Origin of the sequence: Mesorhizobium sp. LNHC221B00, assembly GCF_000502935.1 — a bacterium.
Taxonomy (GTDB): Bacteria; Pseudomonadota; Alphaproteobacteria; order Rhizobiales; family Rhizobiaceae; genus Mesorhizobium; species Mesorhizobium opportunistum.
Window position 1 is genome coordinate 251867 of record NZ_AYWR01000011.1, and the last position, 21286, is coordinate 273152.

Genomic DNA, 21286 nt, shown 5'->3' on the forward strand with positions numbered 1-21286 from the left:
TTGTGGCGGCGTTGTCGCTGCGGGTTCCGAACTTGCTGCTGAGGCTGGGGCGGACATGTTCGAATGGGGTGGCAACGTGGATGCTGCCGTGGCGGGCATCTCTGACATCGACGGTTGCATCGCGCTGCCACAGGCTTAGTCAGTCGATCGCTGACGCAGCCTCGCCCCAGTTCGCCTACGAATTGGATCTCCCTCATAGCTGGGCGGAGGTTCCGGAAAGGCATTGTCTGCGCGAGTGCAATTCCACACACTGAACCGGTTTGATGAATTATCGTCGGCTAACCAACCACAATTCTTCGGAGATTCAACAATGGGATTTTTCAACGGGACGGGCAAGCCTATGCCCAAAGTATTCGAGGCGCTCGCCCAAGAGGCGAGGACGGGTGGCATGGACCGGCGCGAATTCCTAGCGCTCGCTTCTATCTTTGGCGCCTCGACAGCTATGGCATATTCGATGCTGGGTGCGACGCTCCCGGCATATGCTGAGGAGGCACCAAAGAAGGGGGGGGTCCTACGAATTGCTGCGCCGGTTAATGCTCCGAAAGATCCACGCGTAAATGATTATCCGGATGTCAGTAACATCTACCGGCAGTTCCTGGAACCGCTCGTGAAGTACACACGAGACCACACGTTCGGACCGCGTCTCCTCGAAAGCTGGGATGTCAACGACAATGCCACGGAATACACGCTACATGTCCGGAAGGGCGTCAAATGGAATAACGGCGACGATTTTACTGCCGATGACGTGGTGTTCAACTTGCTTCGGTGGTGTGACAAGAACGTGCCTGGAAACACAATGGCCACTCGCATGGCCACACTGATCGATGAAAAGACAGGCAAGGCGGCGCAAGGTGCAGTCGCAAAGGTCGACGAGTCCACGGTCAAACTTATGTTGCTGAGGCCTGACATCACAATCATCGCTAGCTTTGCCGATTACCCGGCTTTGGTGGTTCACCGTGATTTCGAAAAGAACGGCTCGAATCTGGTTACCCATCCCGTTGGTACTGGACCGTATGAGCTCGTTTCATGGGACGTAGGCCAAAAGGCCGTGCTGAAGCGTCGGACAAGCGGTGAATGGTGGGGCGGTGAAAGCTACTTGGACGAAGTCCAGTTCATTGACTATGGCCAGGACCCTTCCACTATCCAGAGCGCCTTCGAATCCGGCGAAATCGATGCGAATGATCAGTCGTACGCAAATGATATTGCCACATATGACAAACTCGATCTGGTGAAGTCTGAGGCGGAGACAGCGACTACGATCCTGTGTGCCGCAAACGTTACAAGAAAGCCCTACGACGATCAGCGGGTGCGAAATGCGTTACAGTTAGCGGTCGACAATAACGCTGTGCTGCAACTTGGCTACAATGGTCGCGGCACCATTGCTGCGAACTATCATGTAGCACCAGCGCATCCCGAGTTTTACCCGGTTGCGGAAAAGAAACGAGATATCGAGGCTGCCAAGCGTCTAATGACAGAAGCCGGTGAGATGGACTTCGAACACGAGATTATTAGCCCCGACCCGGGGTGGGTTAAGGATCCGGCCGATGTGATTGCCGCGCAGTTGCGTGAGGCCGGCTTCAAGGTAAAGCGGACAGTCCTGCCCACTAGCACGTTCTATAACGACTGGATGAAATACCCACTCTCGGTCTTGAACTGGAATGGGCGGCCACTCGGCGTCCAAGTGCTGTCCCTCGCCTATCGCACTGGCGCTGTATGGAACCAGACGGCTTGGTCAAACCCGGAATTCGACAAGCTACTAGATAAGGCCTTGACGGTGCCGGACCCAGTGGGGCGTAAGGTGCTCATGAAGGATATTGAAACCCTTCTGCAGGATTCAGGCGTCATCATACAGCCTTATTGGCTTTCTTTGTTTTGCCATTCGACTAAGCACGTCAAAGGTTACGAGATGCATCCCACTAACGATATCGATCTCGAGAAGGTTTGGCTCGACCAAGCCGGCTGAATTTGTCGTGTTCACCGATCAACGGCCATGGCAGCAAATAGTCGATCCAGCTTTGTGAGGGGCCGGCGACTTTGTGGGTCATATGTTGGTCTGAGGCTCGACGGCACTTTGAGGGAGTCATCGTCGGAGCAGTGCTCATTCAAAGGCTAACTCGACGTTCCCCGCTCGCCGCCTCGGCGGGCAAGGCTGCCTTCTCTTGAAGCGGGTGCATAAGCAGCTGTTCGAGCGATGTTGTCAGGTTAACCGGCATGCGGTTGCTTGTGTGTCGGATTGAACGTAATTTTTGGGCGATGCAGACATCTGATATCGGTTCAAACCCCATTGGTTTCCGCCGCAGATCGTTGCTTAGGCGGTCTGGCTTTACCATGGTTCAACGTGAGTCTGGTGAAGTTGAGGTAATGCTGCTCGAGTGTCATATGAGGTGGTCCGCCGTTGGGCGGCATTCCAACGTCGCGAACTTGACGGCCTCGAAGGAGCGCCAAGGTCCGCGTCGGTGGATCACTTCGGCCGTGTAGAGACCGTTGATCGTTTCGGCGAGAGCATTGTCGTACCTATCGTCGACGCTGCCGACAGAAGGCTCGACGCGCTCGGTGTATCGAATGCTGACGTATTGAGAACTTCTGTCCGAATGATGCACCAGGCCGCCACGATGGACGGGCCGCCGTTCGTGCAGGGCCTGTTCGAGAGCATCGAGGACGAAGCTCGCATGCGCCGTCCGGCTCACCCGCCAGCCGACGATTCGGCGGGCATAGGTATCGATGACGAAAGCCACGTAGACGAAGCCTGTCCATGCACCTTGCGAACGCCGTAGACGCGGAAGTTCGCCTCGAACACACGCTGGACCTCGTCCTTCTTGGTGGCGTCGGATTTCGCGCGAGCCGAAAGCCTGGTAGGATCAGCCCGCTTCGCGACATGGTCGTGGTAGGTCGACGGGGCGATCGGCAGGACCTTGCAGATCGGCTCGACCCCATGCGCCTCACGGTGATCGTCAATGAAGGCGATCATGGCCTGAACCGGCGGTCGAGCTCCGCCTGGGCAAAATACGCGCTCGCCTTGCGCAGGATCTCGTTGGCCTGTCGAAGCTCGCGGTTCTCGCGCTCCAAGGCCTTGAGCTTCGTAAGCGATGCGCCGAGGCACCTTGCAACAGACCGATGAACATGGAGGTTTCGGGCCATGACGTTGGAACATGCAAGGGGCGATATGGTCGCCGAGTTAAGGGGTGCCGCGGCGGCGGCCGAAGATCTTGCAACCGTGCCGGGGCGCGCGCGGCAACGAACGTATGGCTGGATCGAGCGATCTTGGAAATGAAACGCCCACGACAGGCTTTCAACCATTGTGATGAAGGAGGTGCAGCGCATTCTTGGCCAATGCGATGAGGCAACGGTGAGGCATGGATACCGCCAGTAAATGCTTGCTTCAAATTCACAAATCGAACGTACAGTTCGTCTAAATGTGCAATACGTTCGATTTGTGCAAGTAATACTTGGAAAAATGTTGCATAAAGGCAACGCCTAATATATAAAGCTGGCAGCTAAACTTTTAACTTGCACAAATGAGCGTCGCGGATATGTTCACGCTGTGAAGCATGCACTGCGATGTGCGTCTGTTTCGACCGTGGGGCAAGACGGTCGTCCATTGATGTTCTTCCCTTTTTTAACGAGAGGCACAAGTTGCAGCCGCAAGACGGCGCTAGTGGATTGATCGAGACAAAGGAGTCCCGCAGGGATTCCATCCTGGAGCGTGGCATGCGAGGCTGCCGGGATGCGCACAGGTATCGGCATCGACGTAACGGCATCGGATAGGACGCGGCTTGAGGCGATCGTTTTGGCGCGAAGTTCGCCCCAGAAGCATGTCTGGCGTGCGCGGATCATCCTGCTGAGCGCCGATGGTCTGGGCACCGTGGCGATCATGGCGGCGACGACCAAATCCAAGACCTGTGTATGGCGCTGGCAGGAGCGTTTCATGGCCGAAGGTGTCGATGGCCTGCTGCGCGACAAGACTCGGCCGCCTGGCATTGCGCCTCTGAAGCCGGGGGTGGTCGACAAGGTCGTGGCGCTGACGCTGGAGCCGCCCGATCACGAAGCGACGCACTGGACCGTCCGTGCAATGGCCAAAGCGGTCGGCATCGCGGCGTCTTCGGTTGTGAAGATCTGGCACGACCACGGTCTTGCGCCACATCGCTGGCGTCGCTTCAAGCTGTCCAATGACAAGGCCTTCGCCGAAAAGCTGCACGACGTGGTTGGGCTCTACGTCTCCCCACCCGCCCATGCCATCGTTCTGTCGGTCGATGAGAAAAGCCAGATCCAGGCGCTTGACCGCACCCAGCCGGGGCTGCCCCTGAAGCCTGGCCGTGGCGGCACGATGACGCACGACTACAAGCGCCACGGCACCACCACCCTGTTTGCCGCGCTCAACGTGCTTGATGGCTCGGTCATCGGGCGCAACATGCAGCGCCACAGGCACCAGGAGTTCATCCGCTTCCTCAACGCAGTCGAGGCCGAACTCCCGGCCACCAAGGCCGTCCACGTCATTCTCGACAACTACGCCACCCACAAGCAGCCCAAGGTCCGCGCCTGGCTGGCCAGACACCCACGATGGACCTTCCATTTCGTGCCAACATCGTGCTCCTGGCTCAACGCCGTCGAGGGCTTCTTCGCCAAACTCACGCGCCGCCGCCTGAAATACGGCGTCTTCCACTCCGTCGTCGATCTCCAGGCCGCGATCAACCGCTTCATCACGGAGCACAACCAAGAGCCGAGGCCCTTCATCTGGAAGGCCGATCCCGACGAAATCATCGCTGCCGTCAGGCGCGGGCACCAACCGTTGGAATCAATCCACTAGGTTGCGAGCATACGAAAACGCAACACATCGTCGTCCCCCAAACTTCATGTCTTCAACGCTCTTTCGGCGGCTTGCTGGGGGAATGCTATTGGGAAAGCCACATATGTCCGCGTCGACTGATCTTGGGGATGAAAAGCGCAAGACCGAGTTTTCAAGCTTTGTCATGAGGGAGGTGCAGCGCATTCTTGCCCAATGCGATGAGGCGAAGAATGGTGACAAGGCTGCTGTTGCGCCTTCGGGTTCTCCTTCCAACGAATTGACCGCCGTGGCCGCCGAATTTCTTGGTAGGCTCGAGGCCGAAGCAGCGCGACGGCTAAACGCCCAATCGGCCTTGCGGCGGGCCTTGGCGGCGGATGCGCCATGCGCCCTGTCGGGCACCTTCACACGGCGCGGCTGACCGTTGAGCTCGAAGAACACGGTGACCATGCCCTTTTCGTCGACATCGCCGATGGCAAGGCAGCGCACCACCAGCGTCTTGCCCTTCTCGATGTCGACGAAGATCTCGTCTTCAGATTTCATGCCGTAGAAATAGGTCGGCGTCGGCAGCACGCTGACGGGACCGTAGGTCTCCTGCGCGCCGGCGAAATCCGTAAACACCTTCGGGTACATCAGCCACGAGGCGAATTCGAATTCTGAGAGTTTGCGCTCGAGCTTCTCTTCGATCTCCTTGCGGTTGGCCTTGAGGTCCGCCGGCTTGAGCAGCGAGCCGGGCCGCACGGTGATCGGTTTGTCGCCCTTCAGCACCTTCTTCTGCAGCTTCTCAGGCCAGCCGCCGGGCGACTGGCCGAGATCGCCGCGCAGCATCGACACCACGGAGTCCGGGAAGGCGATGTCCCTGCTGGGGTTCTCGACGTCGGCGACAGTCAGATCCTGGCTGACCATCATCAGCGCCATATCGCCGACGACCTTCGACGACGGCGTCACCTTGACGATGTCGCCGAACATCAGATTGACGTCGTGATAGGTCTGCGCCACTTCGTGCCAGCGTGTCTCCAGCCCGAGCGAACGCGCCTGCTCCTTGAGATTGGTGAACTGTCCGCCCGGCATTTCGTGCAGGTAGACTTCCGAGGCCGGTCCCTTGAGGTCACTTTCGAAGGCGGCATACTGGTTGCGCACCGCTTCCCAGTAAAACGAGATCTTCCGGATCCACTGCGGGTCGAGGCCTGGGTCGCGGTCGGTGCCCCTCAGCGCCTCGACTATGGAGCCGAGACATGGCTGAGACGTGTTGCCCGAGAGCGAATCCATCGCCGCGTCGATAGCATCGACGCCGCTGTCGACCGCCGCCAGCACCGTGGCTGCCGACAGGCCTGACGTGTCGTGGGTGTGGAAATGGATCGGCAAGTCGGTCGCTTCGCGCAGCGCCTTGAACAGCATGCGGGCCGCTGCCGGCTTCAAAAGACCAGCCATGTCCTTGACGGCGATGATGTGGGCGCCGGCCGCCTGCAATTCCCCGGCCAGGCCGACATAATATTTGAGGTCGTATTTCGCCCGCGCCGGATCGAGGATGTCGCCGGTATAGCAGATCGCCGCTTCGATCAGCTTGCCCTCGGCGCCGACCGCGTCCATGGCGACGCGCATGTTCTCGACCCAGTTCAGNTCAGCTTGCCCTCGGCGCCGACCGCGTCCATGGCGACGCGCATGTTCTCGACCCAGTTCAGGCAGTCGAAGACGCGGAACAAGTCGATGCCGCCAGCGGCCGCCTGTTTGACGAAATGCTGCACGACATTGTCGGGATAATTGGTGTAGCCGACACCATTGGCGCCGCGCAGCAACATCTGCAACAACAGATTGGGCGCTGCCTCGCGCACCAGCGTCAGCCGCTCCCACGGATCCTCGGTGAGAAAGCGCATGGCGACGTCGAATGTTGCGCCGCCCCAGCATTCGAGTGACAAGAGCTGCGGCAGGGCGCGCGCGTAAGTCCCGGCAATGCCGGCGATGTCATGCGTGCGCATGCGCGTCGCGAGCAGCGACTGGTGGCCATCACGCATGGTCGTGTCGGTGACCAGCACCTCTTTCTGGTCGCGCATCCAGGCGGCGAATTTCTGCGGTCCGAGCACATCGAGCTTCTGCTTGGTGCCGTCAGGCACATTGCCGTTGAGGTAGGGCACCAATGGTGCGGCCGCATCGGCCTTCGGCTGCGGCCGGCCGCGCGTCTCGGGATGACCGTTGACGCTGACGTCGGCAAGATAGTTGAGCAGCTTGGTGGCACGGTCCTGGCGCTTGACCTGCTGGAACAGTTCCGGCGTCGTATCGATGAATTTGGTGGTGTAGGAATTGTCGGCGAAGCTCGGGTGGTTGATGATCGCTTCGAGGAAGGTCAGATTGGTGGCAACGCCGCGGATGCGGAACTCGCGCAGCGCCCGGTTCATGCGGGCGATGGTCTCGGCCGGCGTCGGCGCCCACGCCGTCACCTTCTCCAGCAGCGGATCGTAGAAGCGGGTGATGACCGCGCCGGAATAGGCAGTGCCGCCATCGAGGCGTATGCCGAAACCTGTCGCGCCGCGATAGGCGGTGATGCGGCCGTAGTCCGGGATGAAGTTCTGCTCGGGATCTTCCGTGGTGATGCGGCACTGCAAGGCATGGCCGTTTAGCCTTATGTCCTTCTGCACCGGCACGCCCGATTCCGGCGTGCCGATGGCAAAGCCGTCGAGGATGTGGATCTGTGCCTTGACGATGTCGATGCCGGTCACTTGCTCGGTGACGGTGTGCTCGACCTGGATGCGCGGGTTGACCTCGATGAAGTAGAATTTGCCGGTGTCGGCGTCCTGCAGGAACTCGACCGTGCCGGCGCCGACATAGCTGGTCTCGCGGGCGATCTTCAGCGCATGGCCGCAAAGCTCCTCGCGCTGCGACATTGGGAGATAGGGTGCCGGCGCCCTTTCCACGACCTTTTGGTTGCGGCGCTGGATCGAGCAGTCGCGCTCGAACAGATGCACGGCGTTGCCATGGGTGTCGCCCAGCACCTGCACCTCGACATGGCGGGCACGCTCGATCAGCTTCTCGAGATACACCTCGTCCTTGCCGAAGGCGGCTTTCGCCTCGCGCTTGCCTTCCGTTACTTCACGGGCAAGGTCGGCTTCGGCGCGGATGGCACGCATGCCGCGGCCGCCGCCGCCCCATGATGCCTTCAGCATCACCGGATAGCCGATTTCCTTGGCCAGTTTCTTGACCGCACCCATGTCGTCCGGCAACGGATCGGTGGCGGGGATCACCGGCACGCCGACCTCGATGGCGAGATTGCGCGCCGCGACCTTGTTGCCGAGCCGGCGCATCGTGTCCGGCTTCGGCCCGATGAAAATGATTCCTGCCTCGGCGCAGGCATCTGCGAATTCAGGGCTTTCCGACAAAAGGCCATAGCCTGGGTGGATGGCGTCGGCACCGGACAGCCTGGCGACGCGGATCACTTCCTCGATCGACAGATAGCTTTCGATCGGCCCCATGTCCTTGGCCAGATGCGGCCCGCGCCCGACCTGGTAGCTTTCATCGGCCTTGAACCGATGCAGCGAATATTTGTCCTCCTCGGCCCAGATCGCCACGGTTTTGAGGCCGAGCTCGTTGGCCGCGCGAAAGACGCGGATGGCAATTTCGGACCGGTTGGCGACGAGGATTTTTGAGATAGGCATTCGGCCCCTCCAAAGGATGCGCGTGAAGATGCCGTCTGCGTTGTCGGTGTACGCATTGAGCATTGATTAGGCTGCTTGTGGATGCGATCCGGCAATTCAGTGCCCCAAAGGACCGGCCATGCGCTCACGCGATTCGGCTGGATCGCCTTTTTGGAGAGAATTACCGTCTACATCGCGAGCCACCTTCCTAAGTGAGCCTTTTCACAAGCGGATCAGCATGACCGGCACGTTCTATCTGAGGGGAGCCCAGGGGGTGAGAGTTTCACGCTGGGTTCTGCGAGAGGCTGCTGGCGTGATTCCATCGCTCTACTAACTGCTGCACCTTGTGCATTCCTGCGCGGTCCCAGCGCAGCCTATCGCTCTATGCCACCGCCTGTTGGCCCGGCCGAGACGGTTATGGCGTCATGGTTAGCTCCGTAAACCACTTCGTCATCGCGCTGTTGAGCGCATTTGTCCCGGTGTACGTACAACAAGCCTCAAGTAGCGCCAACTGCGACTTGGCTTCGGCCCCAAGGCTGCCGATTGTGCAACACGACGACAATCGCCGGACATGAAGCCGGCTGGTACACCCCCGCCGCCGATTGCTGTGATTGACCACCGTCAATCCGTGCGGGCCGAATGCGACCGTTGCAAGCGGGCTGGCGATCACCATAGCAAAAGGTGACCGGCGCTGCTTGGGAGCTCTTGATAGCGCCGGCCAGGCGGATCAATGTCCGCCGTAGGCCCAACAATAGTTGAGAAGCCTTATTGTCGATCACTCAAGCACTCAGGCCTTAGCTGGCCTCTAAGAGGTCTATGTGATCCTTTTAATAGGAGGCCTCATCGATCTTTTCCCGTTCGCAAACGGCGTGCTCATCGCCGCGCGCACCATAAACCCAGGTTCTGTCCGTCACCGCACTCTCCCGGCAAGGTAAAATTGTTTAACGCGGTAGGCATGGATCGCTTCGGAGTGCTCTACGTTGCCCCTTGAATTGCTGCCCTGTTTAATCGAGACCATTGATCGCGCGGCTAGCAGCCTGATCATTTCGATATTTAACATCGCGATCCTTATAAAGAGCGGAGGGCTGCACGCAATTTACTTTTTGTCAGCCCCGGGATAACAATTACTCATGTTGAAGGATCATGACGGCTCACGGAATTCTTCCGGCACCGGCCAAGCCAACGTCTGGAGGTCCTTCATAGTAACGCCCGGGCGCACAAGCTCCATGTTGGTGTGAAGTTCGTCGTAGGCGTACCGGTAGAGTTGGCGTTGTCGGGCGGTTGGCCGGTCCTTCCCGTAGTAGAACGTCCGCGAAATATCACAGAAGTAGCCGAACGGGCCAACCATATCGGTATCAAAACCCACCAGGTCACCAGGTTCGATGACCCGTTGGGTTGCTTCCTGCAGCCATGGATTGATGCGTGGTCCAGACGCGAGCATCCGCCCCTCATGCCAGCCGCCCATATTGGAGAGGTTGGTGTAATTGAGGATTCCCCAGAGTTGCACCTCGGTGACACCGGGTCCCATGCTGGCCTGCATGCGGGCGATACCATGTTCTGCCACGGCGCATGCCCACCGAATGCATTCGACCTCATCAGCCGATTTAATAGCGCGTGCACCTTCCACAATGTCGACGGCATCGATGACCTCGATTCCGCGCTGCAGCAGCGCCAGTGTGATACTCGGGTTCACATATTCAATCGCAACCCTGCGATTATTGGAACCGATCTCGTTCAAGAACTGAACAATATCATCCGCGAACAGTCGGGCATTTTCCGTCAGCTCACCGCCGCCTTCGAAAAACGAAATCGGCCGTCCTGGCCGCGACACGTCGGCGGAACATTCATTGCCAAGCCCGGCATGCAGAGCGATCGGCCCGTCAACAGGCATGAACACGTAGGTGACGGGGATATGGGACTGAAAAAGGGGGATAGACGTTGTAATCGATCGCATAGCGAAGGCTGATAGGGCTCACCAAGACGCCCATAGCGACGTCCGCGTCACGCATTGCAGCTCTGAGGCGGTCTTTGCGGTACTTGTCTAGCCTTTGAAAGTCTATATCAGGCATTTGCCGGAACTGCCTCAAATCACTCCAGTTGTCCCGGAGAAGGAGTGTGTCCTCTGGTGAAATCGCTTTGAAATCGCTCATGGTTGCGTCTTTGCTGTTCGAGGTGCCGTTGGTTCTGCCGAAGCGTGCCGCCAGGCTTCGGCACCGGTACACCAACGCCAAGGGCAGTTTATTGTCTGTAGGCGCTTAACAAATTACATACGTGACCAGAGCTTGCCGCCCGTGGCCCAATTATTCGGAGCGTACTCATCGAAAACGACATGAATCTGTTCTGGCTTCAGGTCGGACTTTTCGCAGAACAACCTCGTGATCTCGGCCGCAATTTCGGCCTTCTTATCGTCGTCAGCCTTAAACGTCTCGATGTGGATAACCGGCATAACCCGCTCCTTCATTGTCCACGGATAAGCTTGATCACAGCTTGTCAGGGCTACTTTCGCGGATCGTAGCACGAGCTAGGCCATGCGCGGCCACGCAGAACGCCGCGATAATGAGCTATAGGCAGCGGCAATCCCTCATTCAAATGAGTATTACTGCAGGGCCGGATAACCAGGAGTCATGGCTGCGCCACGGTCCCGCGTGGCGTGGTAGGCGCGTCATGACTTCAGCTTGTCTGGCGCATGACTTTTTGGTCGCTTGCGGAGGACCGGTGCGGGGCCCTAGATCACGAACTCTGCCCGGCGGCATTGCCCGCTAGGCCTAATCGTTTTTACGGGCAATCGGCATATGACGCATTCCAAGAAGATAGTGATCATCACGGGCGCAACGTCGGGAATAGGCGAAGCCGTCTCAGAGGCCTTTGGCACAGGAGGGGCGACGCTTGTACTGGTTGGCCGCGACCGGGACCGAGGTCAACGGGCCTTAGAGGCAGTCGAAAAGCTGGGCTGCACGGCATTGTTGATGCTGGGTGATGTGACGGACTCTTCATTTGCCGACCATGTGATCAGGTCCGCCGTCGAGAGCTTCGGAAGGGTAGACGTTTTGGTCAATAGCGCCGGGATAATCCGGCGGGGAAGTGCCGTCGACACCACGGACGACGACTGGCGGCAGACGTTCGACGCGAACGTCAACGGGGTGTTTTACTTCAGCCGCGCCGCCGTGAAATCCATGCGCACGACCGGCGGCGGAAGTATTGTCAACATAGCTTCGAATGTTGGTTTGGTCGGCTGCCCTGGGCTGGTGGCATATTGTGCTTCAAAAGGTGCAGTCGTTCTTATGACGCAGGCCATGGCTCTTGATCACGCCAAGGAGCAGATCACCATAAACGCGGTCTGCCCCGGCGCTGTCGATACACCAATGCTGGTCTCGGCCCACAGCAAGCCTGTTACAGCAGCAGAAATCCTGCAGAGAAACGTCGATTCAATACCCCAGGGCCGGGTGGCGACGCCCAAGGAAATTGCCAGTTTGACGCTTTTTCTAGCGAGCGAAGGCGCCCGGCACATCACCGGGGTAGCTATTCCCATAGATGGCGGGTTCACGGCAGGATAGGAGGATATTTTGGCTAATCGGGTATCAGGCAAGGTTGCCATCGTCACGGGCGGGAACCAAGGCATAGGGCGTGCGATAGCGGAGAAGCTCGCAGAGGAAGGCGCCATCGTTGTTGTCGGTGACCTGCGCGACGATCGTTCTTCCGATTCCCATGGCGGCGAGGAAATTACCTCTCTCTCCCTCGATGTCACCAAGGAAGTTTCGATCCGCACATTCGTCGATGAGGTACTCCAGAAGTTCGGTAAGATCGACATTCTGGTCAATAATGCGGGTCTTGTCATGCACAAGTCCATTGATGACCAGACAGCCGAAGAGTGGGACCGGCTCATGGCGGTCAATCTTCGCGGCCCTTTCCTGATGGCAAAATATGTGGTCCCGGAAATGAGGCGTCAGGGCGCCGGTGCCATTGTCAACATTGGGTCGGTCGAAGGGTACATGGTCAACCCATGGCACACTGCTTACGCGGCCTCGAAGGCCGGCGTGCACGGTCTCACGCTCGGGCTGGCCGTTGACCTTGGGCCCGACGGCATCCGTGTCAACACCGTTTGTCCGGGCTGGATCGACACCGATCTTAATCGTGCATACGTCGAGATGCACCCCGATCGAAGCTTGATTGAGCGGGAGTTGGGGCAGCTTCACCCGGTGGGAAGGATTGGCGCTCCGAAGGAGATAGCCAATGCGGTCCTGTGGTTGGCCAGTGACGATTCCAGTTTTGTGAGCGGTGAAATGATCTCCATCGATGGCGCGCGCACCAAGAAGATTTCCTTGCCAGCGATTTTGGATGAAGAGTATCGGGCCAAGCTGACGAAAGCCCAGGCATAACGGTGAGCCGGCGGCCTGGAACGCGTAGCGGTGGGTTGTTTGGCTCGCTGGAAAAAGCGGGGACGCCCATCGACGCCATCTACGCTTTTGCCGCGCTGGGGCTGCAGCACCTGCCCAACGAACTCCCGCCGAACAGCTGTCGGCGATGAGGAGAAAGATCAATCCCAAGCCGGTGTTCCTCGGGATCGACACCGGCGGCACCTACACCGATGCCGTGCTGTGGTCCGAAACGCAAGGTAAGCAAGAGGGGCCGAACAAGGGCAAGGTGCTGGCCAAGGCCAAGGCGCTGACCACGCGGCATGACCTGGCCGTCGGTATTTCCGGCGCGGTCGACGCGGTGCTCGGCAAGGCCGGCACGGATCCAGCCAACATCAAGCTAGTGTCGATGTCGACGACGCTTGCCACCAACGCGCTGGTCGAAGGGCAGGGCGGCCGGGTGGCGCTGATTATGATCGGCTTCTCAGAGGCCGACCTCGCCCGTGACGGGCTAAAGACCGCACTCGGCACCGATCCGGTGGTTTTCTGCCCCGGCGGTCATGATGTGCACGGCAACACCGCCGGGCTCGACCTGTCCGGACTGCTAGCCGCATTGCCTGAGCTAAGCGTCTCGGTCTCCGGCTTTGCTGTGTGTTCCTATTTCGCCACCCGCAACCCGGCGCATGAGATTGCCGCCCGCGAGCTGATCCGCGAAAAGACCGGCCTGCCGGTCACATCAAGTCACGAATTGTCGGCCAAGCTCGGCGGCCCGCGTCGCGCGCTGACGACGTTGCTCAACGCCAGGCTGATCTCGATGATCGACCGGCTGGTGGCGGCGACCGAAGGCTTTCTGGAAGCGCGCCAGATCGCGGCACCCCTGATGGTGGTGCGCGGCGATGGCGCGCTAGTCTCGGCGGCGTTCGCCCGTCAGCGGCCGATCGAGACCATTCTTTCAGGCCCCGCCGCCAGCCTGGTCGGCGCCCGACACATGACCGGACTCGACAATGCCATCGTCTCCGACATTGGCGGCACCACCACCGACGTCGCCGTGCTTGACGGTGGCCGGCCCAGGCTCGATCCGGAAGGCGCCACCGTCGGCGGCTTCCGCACCATGGTCGAGGCTGTCGCCATGCGCACTTTTGGCCTCGGCGGCGATTCCGAAGTGGCGCTGGAGGATGGCGCGCTCAACCCAAAAATCCTGCTCGGGCCGCGCCGTTTGGTGCCGCTGGCGCTGGCCGGCATGGAGCATGGCGCCGCGGTCAGGTCGGAGCTCGAACGGCAGCTGCGGGCGCCCAACCCCGGCCGCATGGACGGCCGCTTCGCGGTGCGCACCGGCGTGCCGGACAGGCTCGCCGCCGGGCNTCGCGGCCGGCCTCACCGCTCCGGAGGCGCGGCTATACGAGGAGATCGGCGCCGTGCCGCTCGCCATCGACAAGCTTTTGACCTCCAACGCCCAGAACGCGACGCTCAACCGCCTGGTCTCGCGCGGGCTGGTGCACATTTGCGGCTTCACCCCGTCCGACGCGGCGCATGCGCTGGGTAAGCAGACGAACTGGGATCCGGTCGCTGCCCGGATCGGCGCCGAACTTTTTGCCCGCAAGCGTGACGGCCGTGGCCATCCCATCGCCGCGTCGCCGGAAGCTTTTTCGGAGCGTGTGCTGGTGACACTGACGCGCTGGTCGGCCGAGGTCATCCTTGAGACCGCGTTCACCGAAGACGGACTCGATGGGGCCGCAGCAGTAGCGCACGCACTGGTGCAGCGTGCCGTCGACGCGCATCCTGGCATCGCTCGGCTGAGTGTCGCGCTCGACCGCCCGGTCATCGGCCTAGGCGCCTCGGCGCCGCTACACTACGCCGGGCTGCGGGGCCTCGTCGGCAATGACTGCGTGGTGCCGGAGGACACTGACGTCGCCAACGCGCTCGGTGCGGTTGTCGGACAGGTGCGTGTGTCGGCCGAGGCACAAGTCAGCCAACCCAAGGAGGGACTCTTTCGCCTCGCCTCCGGGGGAAGGGTACGCGATTTCCTCGACGAGCCGGCAGCGATCGCGGCTGCCCAAGCCGATGTCCGCGCTATTGTTGCACACACGGCAAGGGATGCAGGCACCGACAGTGCTGAGATCGACGTCACCACCGAATATCGGGTTTCGACCGTGGAAGGTCAGCGCCTCTTCATCGAGGCACAGGTGGTTGCGGTCGCCTCGGGGCGCCCTAGGATCGCGGTGTAGCCTGTTTGTTGCGCACAGTTGCAGGCCCCTTAAGGCTTGAGCGCGCTCCTATAGACCGGCAGCACGCCGACTGCGGTAGTGCAAACGGTAGAGGGACGCCCGCACGCGCGTTCGTACGGTTTCCCCTGAGTGAAGCTGGGCTGTCACCTACACGCAGTCGACGCCGATTGGACCAGCGCGGGCTGCGAGACACAGGGAGCCCCGTTCTCAATCAACCGAGGCCTGGCCCGACCCAAGCTGGTAGCGCGATACGGCATTGCTGGGGCGACACACCGTGGAAGGTCCTGAAACACTTTGCAAAGTGGGAAGCAGAAATGAACCCACAGGCCATTGCGATATCAATTATTGGCAAGCTTGTACCTTCAATCAGGCGCTTGGCGTGCTCGACACGGATACGAAGGTAATGACGCACAGGGGGCATATGCACGTGGTGTGCAAACAAACGCTCCAGCTGACGTCGCGATATTCCGACTCTACGCGCAACCTCGCTCATGCTCAGGGGATATTCCACGTACTCTTCCATCAGCCGCATGGCCATCAGAAGCTTATCGCTCGCACCCGCAAAGGCCAAACCTGACGGGCCGGTCTGGCGATTCGTACCTGAACGTTGACCTTCAACCGTTGCGTACCGGCAAACCTCCTGGGCGGCTAACCCACCGACATGACCCGCAATCAGATCGACGGCCAAGTCGAAGGCCGCTAGTTCGCCGGCACATGTCGAAAACTGACCGTCTTTCACAAATAGTGCATCACGGATCTGAGTCTGGCTGAACATCTCCGAAAATGCGGCTAGTCGCGACCAGTGAATCGTGCACCGCGTGCCTGCAAGCAAGCCTGTCTGCGCCAGAAGCCAGGTGGCCGTTCCAACCGCGGATATCGCAATTCCGCGCCGTGCAAATGCCCGCAGGACGTTATTGATCTGGGCGGGTAGCCTCCGCACCACCGGTTCGCCGGCAATGATTGCAAGATGATGGGGTCCCCGGCCGCCGATACATGTGTCCAATTCGTCGATCGTCATATCGACGGCCACCGAGATGCCGCTGGCACCCTCGACCGGGCGCGAGTCTAGTCCAGCTATTCGCCAGCGGAACAGCTTCGCCTTCGCAAGCATATTGGCGATACGAAACGGCTCAAGGAATGCGTGGAGTGCCAGCTGCGAAAACCCTGGCACCAGCAAAACAACCAGCTCGACCGGGTTGCCACCGCGCAACTGATCGTCAAGCGTGAACAGCGGCTTCATGGCATTCATGTCAGGAGGTGCGTTCATCAGCTTCTTCCATACCTTCGGGAAGGACTCGCCCGGCATTTCCCCGGCAAGCCTGGTGCGTTTTCGGCTAAGTCTAGAGCAGGCGGTTCATCGGCGGGCGGCGGCAGCCAATCGCCGCCTGCGGCGTATGATCGTTCTCGGTGCGTAACACGCCCCTAGGTTTACTTCCGCCCGTCTAAAGGACAGCGTCGCCGATCTGAAGTTCCTTGCGTTTCATGAAGTCGAGAAGCTCTTCATCGATGGCTTCGTCAAGCGGCGGGCCCTCGTATTCCCTGAGTGCCTTTTCAGCGGCGTCGCGCCCTCGCGTGTCGGCGTCCCTTGAACCTGCAAAGGTCCACTGCTCGTAACTGTCGTGGTTCATAAGGTCAGGCACAAAAAACGCCTGCTCGAAATTCTTCAGCGTATGCGCGGTTCCGAGATAATGGCTCCCCGGCTCACTCTGTCGAATCGCATCGAGCGTCTCATCCAGTTCGCTCATCACCAAGCCCTGCCCAAGCTTGTAGAACATCACCATCTGCTCCGCATCAAGCATGAATTTGCTGTAGCTTTGGGTCAGGGCGCCCTCAAGGTAACCGGTGGTGGAAAGAACGAAGTTCGCTCCAGAGATCAGCACGCCGTACATATTGCGGGCTGCCTCATATCCGGCCTGTGCGTCGACCAACTTCGAGCTCGTGCACATGCCGCTGCAACGCCAGGGCAGCTTGTAATATCGCGCGAGCTGGCCAACCAACATGTTCATGTGGTCAATTTCCGGCGTTCCCGCCATCGGTGCGCCGCTCTTCATTGAAACGGTCGCCAACCACTGGCCATAGATGGCAGGGGCTCCAGCCCGGACGAGCTGCGCGAAGGCTACGCCGGCCAGGGCCTCGGCATTGAGCTGCGCGACGGCCGCCAGAGTGCTTGCCGGTGTGCTGGCGCCTGCTAACACGAACGGGGTAAACAGGATCGCCTGATTACTCGCGGCATAGACTTTGACGGCATCGAGCATCGTCGAGTCCCACACCAACGGTGAATTGCAGTTGGCAATCGACACGGTGACGGTTTTGTTGTGGACAAATTCGTCACCGAAGACGATTTTGGCCATCGATACGGTGTCTTCCGCCCGCTCGCGCGACGTCACCGCGCCCATGAACGCTTTGTCAGAGTACTTGATCAGGCTGTAGTTCATATGCAGATGCCGCTTGGGGACTGCAATGTCCATCGGCTCGCATAGGACACCGCCCGTCATATGCATGGCAGGCGCTTGATAAGCGAGCTTTGCAAAATTCACAAAATCGGCAATCGTCGAGTTGCGCCGCTTGCCTTCGAGATCCAGCACGTTCGGAGACCCGTATGCCGGCGTAAAGATGGTTCTCCGGCCGCCAAGGGTGACCGTCTTGGCAGGGTTTCGCGCGTGAACCGTGATGGTTTCTGGAGCCTTTGCGACAAGTTCCAGGAGAAGATTTCGATCGATCCTCACGCGCTGGCCGGTCACGTCGGCCCCAGCCGCTTGCCAGAGAACAATGGCCTCGTCATCGCGGAATTCGATCCCAATCTCTTCAAGTATCTGCATCGAATAGTCATGCAGCCGCTGCAACTCGTCCGCGCTGAGCAAATCCATATACGGCAGACCTCGGTCCATCGGAGGCATGTATGTTACAGCCCGTTCTGAACGCATTTTCTGACGAGCGTCCCGGCCACCTGATCGTGCAGACATACTTTTGATCCCTATTTGACGTTAGAATGTAATGCACAAACTAGCTGATCACTAACAATAAAAAATCATCTTGGTTATGAACTGAGGTTATGCGCATAGGCGCCTGACGGCCTAAAGTCTTTCCTGGATTCCACGCAATAGGGAGGATGCGGTAACAATTCCAACGTCAACTCCGGCCTCATCGACTACAACAAGCGGCATGTTTTGATTTCGGTTTGACAACTCAACCAGTTCCTTGATGGGAACGTTCAGCTTGATCCTTGGAGCGTCTGCCAGCGCGATGCCATCGCCGGAATTCTCATAGTCGCTAATGGGGAGAATGACCGACTCGGCTTTCAGGAGCTTCAGGCGGCTACTGCCTTGGACAAATTTCTCGACATACGGATCTTTCGGGTTGCCGAGGATGTCTTCAGCAGATCCGATTTGAAGCATTTTTCCGTCTTTCATGACCCCGATATGGTGGCCGAGCCGCACTGCTTCATCCAAATCATGCGTGATGAAGAGCGTCGTTTTGTTCAGCTTCGTTGACAGTTCCCTGAACTGATCCTGGAGCTCACGCCGGATAAGGGGGTCGAGCGCTGAAAATGGCTCATCCATCAACAATATGGCAGGATCGGCTGCCAGTGCCCGGGCTAGTCCTATGCGCTGCTTCATTCCTCCCGAGAGCTCATCAGGATACCTGTCGCCCCATCCGGACAACTGCACCAGCTCAAGCTTTTCCTCAGCTATTTCATGGCGCTGCCGAGCATTGATCTTCCGAAGCTCCAGGCTCAGGGCAACATTGTCGCGGACGGTGCGATGAGGGAGCAGAGCGACATTTTGAAAAACCATTCCCATTGAACGGGCACGGAGTTGTCGCATCTCGTCTTCTGACTTTAGATTGATGTCTTCTCCGCCGACAATAATCTGCCCGGCACTGGGTTTGATCAATCGGTTGACATGCCGAACCAAGGTCGACTTGCCGCTTCCGGATAGACCCATCACACAGAAGATCTCGCCAGCCTCGACCTTGAACGAGACTCCGGCCACGGCGACTACGCAACCATGTTTCTCAAGCAGCTCAGCCTTCGAAAGATTGTCGCCTTGGACGCTCGCAAGGTTGAATTTCGGGCTTGTCCCGAAGACCTTCCATACGTCTTTGAATTCTATTGCATGCGCTTTCAAGTTAAGCTCCAAGGTTGAGAGGTGTCGCCCGGTACCGCATAGGATCCCGGGCGACTATAAATCCTCGCAGTTCAGCTTACTTGGCGGCTGCCTGTTTCGCCTGCGCTATCCAGGCATTCCATTGGTCGAGATGGGCCTTCTTCCAGGCCTCGGCATGACCATGGATCGCCTCGTTGGTCTTTTCACCTTTGTGGATAAGCAGGTTCTCATCATCTATGTCCTGAATCGGTATCGTGACCTGTTCGAACCACTTGTTTGCGGCTGGATTTTTCTCCAGAAAAGCCGTGTTCGCAAAGACATGATGGCTGTTCACGGAGAAACCCATGTTTCCGATGCCCGGGACTACCGTGTCGGCCCCAGTCTGCTCATCCGGCAACGCCGTAAACGGTACCGTCAGCCAGACCACTTCCTGGCCATGCCGAAGAACCCCGTTTACCCACATTGGGACCCAGCCATAATACAACGTTGGTTTACCAGACTGAATTCTCTGGATGACATCCGCCAAGAGCGCGAAATACTCGCCCTGCTTGTGCGTCACCGTATCCCGCAGGCCATACGCATCAAGGTGGTGTTCGATGATACGTTCGCAGCCCCAGCCCGGATCACAACCATAAAGGTCGGCTTTGCCATCCCCATCGACATCGAACAGTTTGGCGAGTTTGGGGTCTTTGAGCTGATCGATCGTCTTGATGCTGTATTTGTCGGCTGTGGCCTTGTCGATCGAGTATCCTTGGATTGAGTTCTTCGCTAGAGTCCCAACCCGATGAGCCTTGGCGTCCCCGCCGGCCTTTTCGGCGAACGTTATGTGTAGGGGATACCAGTGCGGCGTGTAGTAATCGGCATCACCGCTAGCTACGGCCAGGTGGGCGAGAGGAATCTGCGCCGATGATGGCTCCTGGACCGTATAGCCCAGATCTTCAAGGCCGATTTTGACGATGTATGCCTCGAACATTTCCTCGGCAATGCCATTGACCAGAGGCTTTACTGTAACGCCTTTGCCCGGAAGATCCTCAGCAGAAGCGTACCCCGCAGATAAGGCGAGAGTGCCCAGCACGGTCAAGGCTGCGGTGAATCCCCGAAAACGCTTCTCAATTTTAACCCGATTGCTCATAAGTCGCTCCCATTAATGTTAGTCGTTGTTCGTCGCTAATTTCTGCCGACTGTTGTTTAATCCCCCATGTCCCGCCGGCGAGGTTTGGAAGTTCCTGAAGAAGGCGGTGAAGAGCGCGGCTGGGCCCCGCCTGTGCCACGCAACACCCGCAAAGCTTCGCCGCCGTGACATCGCGGATTGGGCCAAGCGATCTAGAATAACCGCCAGGAAGACAATGCCGATCCCGCCGGTTGCAGCCAAACCAATGTCTAGGCGTCCAATGCCGCGGAGTACCATCTGCCCAAGGCCGCCGACGGCGATCATGGAAGCTACAACAACCATCGAAAGCGACATCATCAATGTCTGGTTCACACCCGCGACGATGCTCGGAAGAGCCAGAGGCAATTGTGCTTTGAAAAGAAGCTGCCGGTTGGTTGCTCCGAAAGCACGCATAGCTTCGACCACTTCCTCAGACACCTGCTGGATACCCAGTGTTGTCAGTCTGATAACGGGCGGAAGCGCGAAGATGATTGTGACGATGACACCGGGGACGTTGCCGATACCGAACAACATGACCACTGGCACCAGGTAGACGAACGAGGGTATGGTTTGCATTGTGTCGAGGATCGGTCGGCAGATGGCAGCTGCGCGGTCGCTTCGAGCGGCGAGCACGCCCAGCGGTATGCCGATGATCGTGCATACGAGCACCGCAGTGAAAACCAGCGACAATGTTGTCATTGTTTCACCCCAGATGCCGAGGAAACCGATAATCACCAGCAAGCCTACGATCTGGGCAGCAAGCCGCCATCCAGCCAGTTGCCACGCGACCAGACCGAAGCAAACAATCGTGACCACGGGTGGAATGCCATTGAGTGCAAGATCAAATGCGGTCAGAAGCTTGTCGATGGGCCACTTCAAGGTTTGAAAGAACGGACGGTACTCTTGGACAATCCAGCCCAGTCCGGAATCTACCCAGTCACCAAACGGGATGTGCCACTTCTTGAACGGGTCTAGTACATCTTCAGCGTTCACAAATCGTCCTTTCAGCCAAGATCCGAAGGTGCGGTGGTGCAAGCGCTCAGGATT

At 58.9% G+C, this 21286-nt stretch carries 11 protein-coding genes, 3 pseudogenes and 1 other annotated feature; of the genes and pseudogenes, 5 read left to right on the forward strand and 9 right to left on the reverse strand.

The features are described from left to right. Positions 1–310 precede the first annotated feature (310 nt). A complete protein-coding gene (locus X741_RS151065) occupies positions 311–1963 on the forward strand; it encodes an ABC transporter substrate-binding protein (RefSeq protein ID WP_023778301.1) in 1653 nt (550 codons plus the stop codon). 442 nt (positions 1964–2405) lie between these two features. Here the strand turns inward: X741_RS151065 and X741_RS1000000168520 are convergent. Beyond that, positions 2406–3078, reverse strand: a pseudogene (locus tag X741_RS1000000168520) (DDE-type integrase/transposase/recombinase); the annotation flags it as partial. Continuing rightward, positions 2894–3010 (reverse strand) — a sequence feature (AL1L pseudoknot). It overlaps the preceding pseudogene by 117 nt. Positions 3079–3724: 646 nt before the next feature. On the opposite strand from X741_RS1000000168520, the gene X741_RS151060 reads away from it, so the two are divergent. Then, positions 3725–4804 carry an IS630 family transposase gene (locus X741_RS151060; protein WP_023778305.1) on the forward strand — a complete coding sequence of 360 codons (1080 nt, stop codon included), beginning with the start codon at positions 3725–3727 and terminating at the stop codon, positions 4802–4804. Between the two features lie 324 nt (positions 4805–5128). Here X741_RS151060 and pyc read toward each other — a convergent pair. The 3 genes and pseudogenes from pyc to X741_RS151055 all read right to left on the reverse strand — a co-directional run. Beyond that, a pseudogene (gene pyc / locus X741_RS01000000166745) lies at positions 5129–8427 on the reverse strand (pyruvate carboxylase); the annotation flags it as partial. Between the two features lie 1120 nt (positions 8428–9547). Then, positions 9548–10297 carry a M24 family metallopeptidase gene (locus X741_RS01000000166750; RefSeq protein WP_245272734.1) on the reverse strand — a complete coding sequence of 250 codons (750 nt, stop codon included), beginning with the start codon at positions 10295–10297 and terminating at the stop codon, positions 9548–9550. 372 nt (positions 10298–10669) lie between these two features. Further along, positions 10670–10852: a 4-oxalocrotonate tautomerase family protein gene (locus tag X741_RS151055; RefSeq protein WP_023778307.1), complete on the reverse strand. Its 183-nt coding sequence runs from the start codon at positions 10850–10852 to the stop codon at positions 10670–10672. A 346-nt stretch (positions 10853–11198) separates the two neighbouring features. On the opposite strand from X741_RS151055, the gene X741_RS151050 reads away from it, so the two are divergent. The 3 genes and pseudogenes from X741_RS151050 to X741_RS01000000166755 all read left to right on the forward strand — a co-directional run bounded on the left by X741_RS151050 (position 11199) and on the right by X741_RS01000000166755 (position 14983). Further along, on the forward strand, positions 11199–11960 hold the full coding sequence (locus X741_RS151050; RefSeq protein ID WP_023778308.1) for an SDR family NAD(P)-dependent oxidoreductase: 762 nt from the start codon (positions 11199–11201) through the stop codon (positions 11958–11960). Positions 11961–11969: 9 nt separating this feature from the next. Continuing rightward, the gene (locus X741_RS151045; RefSeq protein WP_023778309.1) at positions 11970–12782 is read left to right on the forward strand and encodes an SDR family oxidoreductase; all 813 of its coding nucleotides are present in this window, start codon (positions 11970–11972) and stop codon (positions 12780–12782) included. Between the two features lie 145 nt (positions 12783–12927). Beyond that, positions 12928–14983, forward strand: a pseudogene (locus X741_RS01000000166755) (hydantoinase/oxoprolinase family protein). 211 nt (positions 14984–15194) lie between these two features. Here the strand turns inward: X741_RS01000000166755 and X741_RS151040 are convergent. The 5 genes from X741_RS151040 to X741_RS0135025 form a co-directional block, all read right to left on the reverse strand. After that, a complete protein-coding gene (locus X741_RS151040) occupies positions 15195–16250 on the reverse strand; it encodes a GlxA family transcriptional regulator (RefSeq protein WP_198023967.1) in 1056 nt (351 codons plus the stop codon). Between the two features lie 175 nt (positions 16251–16425). Continuing rightward, positions 16426–17946 carry a trimethylamine methyltransferase family protein gene (locus X741_RS151035; RefSeq protein ID WP_031250140.1) on the reverse strand — a complete coding sequence of 507 codons (1521 nt, stop codon included), beginning with the start codon at positions 17944–17946 and terminating at the stop codon, positions 16426–16428. A gap of 111 nt (positions 17947–18057) precedes the next feature. After that, positions 18058–19110 carry a betaine/proline/choline family ABC transporter ATP-binding protein gene (locus X741_RS151030; protein ID WP_023778312.1) on the reverse strand — a complete coding sequence of 351 codons (1053 nt, stop codon included), beginning with the start codon at positions 19108–19110 and terminating at the stop codon, positions 18058–18060. A gap of 76 nt (positions 19111–19186) precedes the next feature. Beyond that, complete coding sequence (gene proX, locus X741_RS151025) at positions 19187–20221, reverse strand: glycine betaine/L-proline ABC transporter substrate-binding protein ProX (protein WP_023778313.1); 1035 nt, start codon at positions 20219–20221, stop codon at positions 19187–19189. 18 nt (positions 20222–20239) lie between these two features. After that, positions 20240–21232, reverse strand: coding sequence for an ABC transporter permease subunit (locus X741_RS0135025; protein ID WP_031250142.1), 993 nt, complete (start codon positions 21230–21232; stop codon positions 20240–20242). Positions 21233–21286: the final 54 nt, after the last annotated feature.